11 protein-coding genes are annotated in these 8,123 nt (G+C 52.8%); 3 read left to right on the top strand and 8 right to left on the bottom strand.

What is annotated here, in order from left to right; all coding sequences use genetic code 11:
• Positions 1-65 precede the first annotated feature (65 nt).
• The 6 genes from I9187_RS21790 to I9187_RS21765 form a co-directional block, all read right to left on the bottom strand.
• Positions 66-884, bottom strand: coding sequence for a TerB family tellurite resistance protein (locus I9187_RS21790; RefSeq protein WP_171621559.1), 819 nt, complete (start codon positions 882-884; stop codon positions 66-68).
• A 20-nt stretch (positions 885-904) separates the two neighbouring features.
• Positions 905-1,378: a hypothetical protein gene (locus I9187_RS21785; RefSeq protein ID WP_171621560.1), complete on the bottom strand. Its 474-nt coding sequence runs from the start codon at positions 1,376-1,378 to the stop codon at positions 905-907.
• 143 nt (positions 1,379-1,521) lie between these two features.
• Positions 1,522-1,698: a hypothetical protein gene (locus I9187_RS21780; RefSeq protein ID WP_171621561.1), complete on the bottom strand. Its 177-nt coding sequence runs from the start codon at positions 1,696-1,698 to the stop codon at positions 1,522-1,524.
• On the bottom strand, positions 1,695-2,999 hold the full coding sequence (locus tag I9187_RS21775) for a DUF6538 domain-containing protein (RefSeq protein ID WP_209940342.1): 1,305 nt from the start codon (positions 2,997-2,999) through the stop codon (positions 1,695-1,697). The genes I9187_RS21780 and I9187_RS21775 overlap by 4 nt, the downstream gene beginning before the upstream one ends.
• 37 nt (positions 3,000-3,036) lie before the next feature.
• Positions 3,037-3,228 (bottom strand): hypothetical protein, encoded by a 192-nt coding sequence (locus I9187_RS21770; protein WP_209940341.1) that lies wholly within the window; start codon positions 3,226-3,228, stop codon positions 3,037-3,039.
• Positions 3,221-3,388, bottom strand: a complete 168-nt coding sequence (locus I9187_RS21765; RefSeq protein WP_171239150.1) for a hypothetical protein — start codon at positions 3,386-3,388, stop codon at positions 3,221-3,223. Before I9187_RS21765 ends, I9187_RS21770 begins: the two co-directional genes overlap by 8 nt.
• A gap of 270 nt (positions 3,389-3,658) precedes the next feature.
• Between I9187_RS21765 and I9187_RS21760 the strand changes: the two genes are divergently transcribed.
• Positions 3,659-4,081, top strand: coding sequence for a hypothetical protein (locus I9187_RS21760; RefSeq protein WP_209940340.1), 423 nt, complete (start codon positions 3,659-3,661; stop codon positions 4,079-4,081).
• 153 nt (positions 4,082-4,234) lie between these two features.
• On the opposite strand, the gene I9187_RS21755 is transcribed toward I9187_RS21760, so the two are convergent.
• Complete coding sequence (locus I9187_RS21755; protein WP_209940339.1) at positions 4,235-4,525, bottom strand: hypothetical protein; 291 nt, start codon at positions 4,523-4,525, stop codon at positions 4,235-4,237.
• 516 nt (positions 4,526-5,041) lie between these two features.
• Between I9187_RS21755 and I9187_RS21750 the strand changes: the two genes are divergently transcribed.
• Both I9187_RS21750 and I9187_RS21745 read left to right on the top strand, forming a co-directional pair.
• Entirely contained in the window at positions 5,042-5,725 is a 684-nt protein-coding gene (locus I9187_RS21750) for an outer membrane beta-barrel protein (protein WP_245223361.1), read from the top strand.
• Positions 5,726-5,986: 261 nt separating this feature from the next.
• Positions 5,987-7,003: a succinylglutamate desuccinylase/aspartoacylase family protein gene (locus I9187_RS21745; protein ID WP_209940337.1), complete on the top strand. Its 1,017-nt coding sequence runs from the start codon at positions 5,987-5,989 to the stop codon at positions 7,001-7,003.
• Positions 7,004-7,029: 26 nt separating this feature from the next.
• On the opposite strand, the gene I9187_RS21740 is transcribed toward I9187_RS21745, so the two are convergent.
• The gene (locus I9187_RS21740) at positions 7,030-7,671 is read right to left on the bottom strand and encodes an MSMEG_1061 family FMN-dependent PPOX-type flavoprotein (protein WP_209940336.1); all 642 of its coding nucleotides are present in this window, start codon (positions 7,669-7,671) and stop codon (positions 7,030-7,032) included.
• Positions 7,672-8,123: the final 452 nt, after the last annotated feature.

Genomic DNA, 8,123 nt, shown 5'->3' with positions numbered 1-8,123 from the left:
TCGGTTCCGGGTGCTGAAGACTGGTCGCTGGTGCTGGTGGTCGGGGGCTTTGGTGGGGCTGGTAATTATTCCTTCCTTCTTAGAAGTTTGGGCATTTGGAACCACGGGTCTTTCGGCAGGAAGTCCTCCACATGCTGAATAGCAAGCTCCTCCATTTCATGAAACTGCCCATCCGCGCTGGCAATCTCACGCAACAGGGAGACGACTTTATCACGAACCTTCTTGTGGTTGCAGTCCTTGCTTTCCAACGTGAATTTTCGCAGTGCTTCGGTAAGTTGTTGCAGTGTCAATTCGTCCAACTTGACCCGAAAAACATCGAGAGCAGCGTCCACGAACTGCTCATCGTAACCCCAATCATCGACAAAGTATGAGCGGATCACCTCAAGTTCTTCGTCGGTTATGTTTCCGTCGGCAGCAGCAACCTTCAACGTAAGAGGAGCGAGTAAGTCAAACAGTCCCACGGCCAAAACATCAAGCGGCGTGTTTATGAACTTCGGAATGACTTCTACACGCTCATCATCGAGCCCCTTCATCAGCCGAATTATCCCGTAGTAGGCCCCACCGGAAACGACACTGGCCGCTATAATCCATCCGATCGGAGTAACTGCGGCTGCGATTCCGAAAAACCCAAGAATACTCGTTGCTGTCGTTCCAAAAAACGTAGAGGCGACAGTAGCTGATCCGGCAACCCCAGCTCCCGCTGCAGATGCCCCCGCGATGTCCCAAAGTTCAAAGGCAGCGTTTCGGAGGGTCAATGTCTGATAAGCTTTGTCCCCGATCTCTAAGCGCGCTTTGAACCGAAGTGGGTCAGCAATCACACGTTCAGTTGAATTCAACGCGGCTCGCGAAATGGCGTCAGACGGGTCAATCATTTTTCTGTCCATAATTGTTCCGGCTCCAAGACTTAGGATTTCAGTGGTTCGAAACGCGCTAAATATGTTCGAATACTTCGTTCAGCAGCTTTGTCTGCAATGTCCACGGCAACGCCCACTGTCATTCCAAAAACAACTAAAAGCGGAGTTATGACTGGTCCGAGCACCCACCCGATAATCGGGATCGAACTGACAAGTGTTCCGGCTATCGCTCCGAAGACAACTCCAAAGCTTGTGTTCGGATAGGTTTTGATGACTTCAAAAACCGTCTCAAGAATTTTTTGCCCGATTTTGACGACCGTCTCCCCCACGCGGATTACTTTCGTCGCAACCTGAAACAGAAGTACCTTTGCATCTGCCGACACTGCTAAATTGTCGATCCTTGCCTTCAGTTCTCCAGACGATAAGCCCAATGTTGCCATTGATTGGAGTTCTTCAACTGAAACATCGGATATTTCCTGAGCGACCGCCTCTCCAGTATCACTTGCTATTCCGCTAACCTTCATTGCAAACCTCTAATCTCAACTACGTAAGCAGCTATAATATCGGTATTTTCCATCACATTCTCACCGCGTAATTTCGAAGCGGCAAGAAAAAATATCAAAGTGAGCACCCCCGGCAACCCGCAAAGGGCCGCCGAGGGTTCTGTCTATGAGGGTGGCCTTCGGTTGACGACATAGTCAGCCAGCCACTGCCAGTAGGCTTCAGCATCAGGAAACCCCTGAGCTTGAGCAGCCAGATCTTCCGCTGCCTTACGGGTGCACCCGCCATCGTATTCAGCAATAGCAGCTCGTTCCTCAAACGCGTCAATGTCAGGGAAAGTCACGCCGGAAGCCGTATCTGGTCCACGATTGACCGACGTTGCTCGTCACTGATACCTGCCGAGTAAATCCCGTAGGTGATCCCATTCTCCGACCGGGCCGATTTATGGCCGACCAGAGAGGCCGTGAAGTGCTCAGGAACACCCGTTCGCTCGCATTGGGTGATGAACCACTTGCGGGTCGAGTGAAACACCAGACCCGGTCTCTCCAGATTCAGCCTTCGCCGTAGTCTCGCAAACCCCTTGGTGACGTGCGCCACGGTCAGGTCAGGGAACAGAGGGCCATGGCCAGGCAGTTGCCGGAAGGTCTCATCCAGCACCGGGTGAACCGGAACCAGTCTCTCCGCCGCGTCAGTCTTCAACAGCCGCAGTCGGTTAGGTCGAACATGAACGAAGCAGCCGAGATTGCCCTTGGCCACGAGGTCTTCCCGGAGCAGCCCGACCGCTTCTCCCGCTCGCATCCCTGACAGTAGACAGGTCAGCAGAACCGGATGTAACTCCCGGTCTTTGGCTCCCAGCAGCCGCACGACTTCCTCATCAGTCGGGACGGCATAGGGTTGAGGACGCACCTTCCGGTCGAAGAGAACAGTTCGGAAAGGATTGACCTCCAGATGCCCCTCATAGACCACCCAGTCGAGGAAGTGATTGACCTGCGACCAGATACGTCTCTGGGTTCTGGCCGTAATAGTCACCGACCCACGAGACGAGTACGCGACTAGCTGGTCCAGAGTTAGCCCCCGTGTTCGTTCTGACTTACCGATCATTGGAGACAGTTGGGCAATTGCGGACAGGAACTCTCGCCCTTCCACTCTGGTCAGGCTGCAAACCGGCTGGTCACCGTATCGGCTAGCGAATAACCCAACAGAGTATCGGACCGATTTGAACCCGCTGGGTCGTAGCTCGTTACTGCGCTTGTTCAGATAGGCCCGGCTCAGGTCACGAACCGGTACTTTCACTGGCGCTGATGGTCTGGCAAAGCTGGACCGCTCCAGATTGCACCCAGAATCCTCCAGAGTGGCCCGGAGACGGACGAGATACGACTCTGGCTGATCAACCCAATCAGGAACGTCAGCGGTGCTCTCTGGGGCAGACAGTGACTCCTCTGCCTTGCACCGAACCTGTTCCACTAGTGTCTCGAACCGGGCATTGACTTCAGCGGCACGAACGCGGGCGGTGTTTCGGTCACTGGTCTTGAGGCTCTGCTTCAGCGCCTGAGCGCCCAGCGCGAGAGCCACGTCAACGGGATAGTTGCGCCGATAGAGCCACGTATGGCCCTTCAGATAGGCATAGCGAATGTGAGCAGACATTTGTCTCCTCCTTTCAGATTTGGAATGTGGGATGGGATCAGTTGGTTGAGACGAGTCGAACGATCATCTCGAGGGCCGGTTCGCCGTAGGAACCAGCCAAAGGACCGGTGACGGCATGGCCGGTCACGCAGTCTTCAAACACCTCTTCCACGCGGAACAGATGTTCAGGAACGTCATCGAAGGCGCGGACGACCACGACGTCACCGGGGGTCAGCTCCAGCTCAGTCATCGTCGGGCCTCCACGTCCAGAGAACCGACAGCAGAACCAGCGCCGAGACAGCGGGATGAGACCGCGCGACCACCCAGAGCATCGTCGTCAGGACGGCCTTGGGCGGTGGGCGCAAAAGAAAACCCCCGACGAGAACGCCGAGGGCAGACAGGTACTTCATGGATCAAACTCCTGCAGTTGCTTCTTTATTTAGATGCAGGGGTTCTCTCGGTTTCTGGGGGGACGGACGTTCAGGGTTGCTGCGCGGATGGCGGGTTTGCGGACGAAGCGGTCGGGCCTTTAATAGCATATAAATGCCCATTTTGGCTCTGTTGACCTACGTCAAAGCGAGAAGCTTTGCTTAAGGCGTTCAATTGAATTGGTCGAGTTTCTTGTACTGTGGCGATAACGCTTCACGCAGAGCTCTAAACCGAAATGATCAGGTTGCTTGATGGAAGAAAGTACCTCACACCTTCTCAATTACGTATCGATATCATTCGGAATTTTGGCCGTCGTTCTGTTGGTCGTTTTAACGCTGGGTTTTTTGGGGGTCGTCCAGTTACCTGTAAGATACATAATTGTTAAACGTAAAGTTCGGAAAGATCCATATTCCGAGGCTTCGTTTGAACTTGTGCAGAAATTCTTTGAGCTAGGAAGTTTCAGTTTTATGTCGATCAGCGTATCAGCAGCTGGGATGGGAATACTCATACTGATTTACAATGCAGGCTTGGTGATTTTCAGCAGTTCTACGCTCTCAGAGCATTACTTTGAGTTTGGCTTGGCGATTGGAGCTTTTCTGCTCAGTGGGGCCGCCCTGATGGCAGCTTTGCAATTCGGCTATTGGTCTTTGAAGCATGCATTTTCTGAATACTAACTGCTAAGAATTTACCTTTGGTGTAAAGGCCGAATGGGCTTCAGGAGAAAAAGATTACGGCGATCTTGAGCGGTAGCTTTGGGCTCAAGGCCGTAGTTCGCTGCGGTATCTACGAACGTCCGTATCACGGACAAAGCGAACCCATGTCGTTGGTTACGTTCTGGAGTTTCTCTTGCGAACCATCGTCTCCAAACATAGGCCCATAGCCGAAAACGCCACCTCGGCCAGCACCGAACACGCCCAGATCAAAACCCACTCGCCACCCCCCATTTTTGCTGTCAGTGAAGCTACCCAAAGGGCCCCGGCAACTGGAATGCTGGCAATCAGTCCCAGAGCAAGACCGAAGTTGGTCCAATCAGAGTAGCGAATGTCACGATAAGCCATCCACAGAAAAGCAAGCGGCGGTGTCAGCACGGGTAAAGAGAAGATCAAGTTAAAGAGCAATGAATGACAACCCCGTCGTGAGTTCAATTGCATTGTCCCACGGAGTAGCCAATGCGACTTTGAGCTATATCATTCACGCCTTCACGCCCTGAGTTTCGAAGACGAGTAGTGAAGTAACATCCGTCAAATCAGGCGGCTTTTCGAGCTTTGTGGAACGTCTCCTCCGGGCTCGGAGCAGTCGTTCACTCAATTCCGCTCAATGACTGCAATGCGGACGATTCTGACATTCGTTGCCACGCAGAACTGGTCGAGCGTTTGAATTACTTCTCCACTAATAGCGACACCTAAGTTGCTAGCAATTTTGAACGTTATCAAATTTCGGCGACGCGCAGTCTGTGGATCCTATTGACACAGATCGAAACTACAATTCTCATTCACACCAGAATGCTAGAACGCAAATTGAGGTCTTCGCGTTCCGGAGGATCTTGCTGTCGGCATTTGACGATAGGAGGAGTTATGTACGTTTTACCTACACGGAAATCCACATTATTGAGTTTGGCACTTTTAGCGGCACCTATGACAGCGCATGCCAGCGACTGGAACTTCGAGGCCACCATTTATCTGTTCATGCCAGAGACCGAGACATCGCTGGATACTCCTCGAGGCAACATCGACGCCACGCTCAGTTTTTCGGACGCACTCAGCAATCTGGACCTTGCCTTTATGGGTACAATTGCTGCCAGCAATGGGCGGTGGAGCTTGCTAGCTGACTACAACTATACCGACATTTCTTTTGGAGATGACACACCTGGACCAGCGTTTTCCGGGTTGGACACATCACTCAAGACGCAGTTTTTGAGCGGCTATGTTGGCTACCGTGTCTATGAAGATCCAACCGTACAGGTAGACGTTGCAGGAGGTTTCCGGTGGTTTAGTACAGAAACCCAGTTCTCACTGTCACCCGGAGCGTTGCCCGGGCGTACAACCTCTGTGGACGCAGACTGGACTGACCCTGTTGTCGGAGCCCGTGCTCGGTTTAAATTCTCAGACAGGTGGACCGGTACGGCGTTTTTAGATTATGGCGGATTCAGCAGCGACAGCGAGACCTGGCAAGTGTTGTTGACCGCGGATTACTCAATAAACGAAAGATGGATGATTAGAGGCGGATATCGCTACATCACGTTCGATCACGAGATCAACGGCAACGACTTTACCTTCAGTCAGTCTGGGCCAGTCATCGGTGCGACATACCGCTTTTGATTAGTGGTAGTTCAGTGGGAGCCAGTTAAAAGATGGCGTCTTTTCATAGTGGTTCAGGTTTTCTGAGCATCGCTTCGTTCTCCCTGGCCAGCTTTTCATTGTCAGCATTCAATACCTTTGCGGAAGAGCGTATTGACAGGTCGGTGTTGAAGTAACTGCTTTGGGTCCGAGGCAGACGTTCGCTCGCTTCAGCTGACCGTCCGCATTGCGGGACGAACCGGCCATTTGGGTCAGCCAGTGTCGCGGCTTTGAGAAACCTCTATGGGTTTTACACCGGTGCGTTTAGTGTCCCAATCGATGGAGATTGAAAATCTAACACTGGATGCAGATACACCTGGCCAGAAATTTGTCTTGGACGTTTTTCGCTTTCATGGCTCCGGAAGTGGCCCTGCGGTCTATGTTCAGGGTGGTCTGCATTCGCTCGAAATGCCAGGCACTGTGGCGATAGACCGTCTTATCCCGCGTTTAGCGGCGGCTGAAGCTGAAGGGCGTGTGGCTGGCGACATTACATTGGTCCCTCACGCAAATCCGGTCGGATTGACCCAAGTGGTGTTCGGTCAACCGCTGGGTCGATTTGATGCGAATACCCGCGTCAACTTTAACAGGTCGTTCCCGCCCAAATCCGCGAGCGGTTTGGAGACCAAACCTGCATCTGAGCGTTTGAAGGCAACTCTTCTAAAGTTGGCTGAACAAGCGGAAGTCGTGCTTGATCTACATTGCGACGATGACGGCCCAGTCTATTTGTACGTTTCTGAGCGGCAGTTGGAGGAAGGACGCCGTCTTGGCCGGTCGATGGGGGCCCAGGTTATTCTAACCGACGCCAGCGACGATCCAATTTCATTCGACTTGGCTGTAGGAGAGCGTTGGGCTGCTGACAACAGAAATGAGCGATTTGCTGCGACCGTTGAATTGCGCGGCATGATCGATGTAACTCCGGAATTTGCCGAACAAGACGCCAACGGCCTTTACCATTATCTGGTGAGCATCGGGACCGTCGACGATACGCTTCCTGCCAGTTCCGAGGTAGACCCAATCATAGGCGACGTTGATGCAGCCGAACTTCTTGCAACGCCGTCATCCGGTGCTGTTCTTTATGATGTTGAAGTTTGTGATTGGGTGAAGTCAGGTCAACGTTTGGCCGTCGTCGTGTCGAAACCCGGTGCAGCACATCAAGAGATTATTTCTCCGTTTGACGGTCAGGTTATGACACGCCGGGAAGTGCGCTTTGTCCGAAAAGGCGATGACGTCATCAAAGTGCTGCGGCACCCGCTGCCATAGAAATCCAAAAAAATTACGAGTAACTACTAGTAAAGATTCTCCTCGGCGTCTTCTTTGCACCCGTCCGCAATCTCTTTGACGGTCTCGGGCATCGCGCCGTGAACCTTCAACATCTCTGCAAGGGTGGGGACATTGGAGGTGTCGGGCCAATCCTGCGATTGCCAGACCTTTCCGCGGATGAACGCCTTTGGGCAATGACATAAAACCCTTTCGACATGGACGAGTAGGATCAGATCCGAGGGCCGCCCGTTGACCGAAAGTTGTTGCCCCAATTTGATGTCCCTGACGACAGCTCCTTTGCCGCTCACGCGGAGAGTGTCGCGATGCCCGGGAATCATGAACAATATGCCGACATTCGGGTTCCCGAAGATATTCTCAAAGGTATCCATCCGATTGTTCCCAGGTCGATCGGGAATTGCGATGAGATTCTTGTCAATGACGTTTACGAACCCCGAAGGGTCGCCGCGAGGCGTAACATCCAAAACTCCGTCATTACGCGTCGTCGACAAGATCGCTAATGAGGATGATGCGATGAAACGTCCGGCCAGTTCATCGATGTGGTCTATTACCTTGTTGTCTACCCAGTGATCGTACGGCTTTTCCGTTCCTCGCAGCTCAAGCGGTGATTTCAAATGATTGTCAACGCTTCGTCCAAAAACATGATCCATAAGGTCAATCTCCATACAACCACGGCAACGTTACCACATGGAGCTTGGACCAAAAGAAGGCGCAGAAACGTAAGTCTGCTCCGGGCTCGATACGGTCCTTCGCCGTTGCCCGCTCGAACGTCTGCTTCTGCGCCAACGGTCGGCCACTTCATCAACGTCAACAAACAGTCGTCAGCCGGTCGGCCTACCCACACTCGAATTCAGTGGTAGCGGTTCACTTGGCGTTGCATCTGGGTGCAATGACGCAAGATACGCACAACCGGGTGTATCATGGTTACTGCGTGTTCGGTGCGAGTGTGCCAGGTAGTTGAAGCCTTACGAAGCATTGCGACCTCCCATTGATGACCTTACGTTAACTTGGGTGAACGAGAGGTTCTGTGAACTGGGACACAGAGCGCCATTACAAGTTTCCGCCCCAGCACCAGTGACCAGTCTTCCGCCCCCGGAACGTC

Source organism: Ruegeria sp. HKCCE4148 (assembly GCF_017872495.1).
GTDB lineage: Bacteria > Pseudomonadota > Alphaproteobacteria > Rhodobacterales > Rhodobacteraceae > Ruegeria.
The sequence above is the reverse complement of the archived record's forward strand: the minus strand, read 5'-3'. Positions and strand labels throughout refer to the sequence as shown.